The following is a 1,277-nucleotide window of genomic DNA, read 5'->3' as shown; positions in this document are numbered from 1 at the left end:
AGTAATGACCATATCAACTTTTTGTTGTTGCAGTAATTTATGCAAATGACTACTATTTTCTACATATATTTGATAATTCCTGAAATTTTCTTTAATACGCTTACTTACATAATTGGTCAAAATCGATTGTGACGTCGCTATTATATAAGAAGAACCACTCGTTTTTATTTTATCTTTCGCTTCTTCTACTAAAGTTAATATTTGATTCGTATAGTCTAATAAAATGTCACCAGAAGGTAATAAGGAAACGCCTTTATTATCTCTATGTAGCAAAGGAGTTTCTAATTCTTGTTCTAATTTTTTGATTCGTTCAGTTACGTTTGGCTGAACATATCCTAACTCTTTAGCAGCTTTACTAATAGAACCTTCACTAGCTACAGTTTTGAATATAATAAGATCATTTATTTCCATTTATCACAACCCCTTATACGGTATCATTATAAATGATATCAAACATAATTTATACCTATTTTACGTTAGTCAATTATCGGTTTATCATTTTGTATATAAGATAGAAAGTGAGTGATAAACATGATTGGAATGCAATATAAGGTCATTTTGCCAAAGGATTATGATATGGAGATTATAAAAAAAGGGTAAAGGATAATGGACATAAAACGGATGGTTTTCAAGAACTAAATTTCAAAGCATATTTAATTACTGAGGCAGGTAAAGACGGGAATTTCTATAACTGTTATGCACCTTTATATGTTTGGAATGGTCATGAAGGAATGAACAAATTTATTTTTGAAGGGTATTACGATAATATTTTACAATCTTTTGGATGGCAACAAATAAATTTAGGTGTTCCATTAGTTGTTAATGTAAAGGATGATTTTAAGAAATGTAGATATGTTGTTGAATATGAGGGAAGTATTCAACAAAGTGAATCATTGATTGGGATTCAATCTATCATTGTGGATCAACATGTAGAAAATTGTTTAGGGAATGTAATAGTATATAATCCAGATAAATGGGGATATAGTCGGTTTAATTTTTATGAAGAGAAGCCTGATATTACAGCGAATAAGGGTGTTACAGTATATGAGATTTTGTACATTTCACGATGAAAATTTGTTGAATGTTAAATTAAGAAAAGGTATGAAACTGTATGCCTTTTGTGAACGTTTATTATCATGAAAATAAATTAAATAAAGAAGAGATTAAAAAGATAGGTGAATGTATTCATCTTTCATTAATTGAACATTTTAACATCCCTGAAAATGATTTTTTTCAAATGTTTTTACCTTATCAACAAAATCACTTTTTATATCATT

2 protein-coding genes and 1 pseudogene are annotated in these 1,277 nt (G+C 28.2%); 2 read left to right on the top strand and 1 reads right to left on the bottom strand.

The window, feature by feature from the left end; translation table 11 throughout:
• A partial coding sequence (locus KI369_RS28960) for a LysR family transcriptional regulator (protein ID WP_212959054.1) occupies window positions 1–411 on the bottom strand: 411 nt, incomplete at its 3' end.
• Window positions 412–531: 120 nt separating this feature from the next.
• Between KI369_RS28960 and KI369_RS28955 the strand changes: the two are divergent.
• Window positions 532–1,070, top strand: a pseudogene (locus KI369_RS28955) (DUF4865 family protein).
• 41 nt (window positions 1,071–1,111) lie between these two features.
• Window positions 1,112–1,277 (top strand): tautomerase family protein (locus tag KI369_RS28950; protein WP_212959055.1); only part of this gene is annotated, 166 nt, incomplete at its 3' end.

Origin of the sequence: Bacillus sanguinis (genome assembly GCF_018332475.1) — a bacterium.
Taxonomy (GTDB): Bacteria; Bacillota; Bacilli; order Bacillales; family Bacillaceae_G; genus Bacillus_A; species Bacillus_A sanguinis.
The sequence above is the reverse complement of the archived record's forward strand: the minus strand, read 5'-3'. Positions and strand labels throughout refer to the sequence as shown.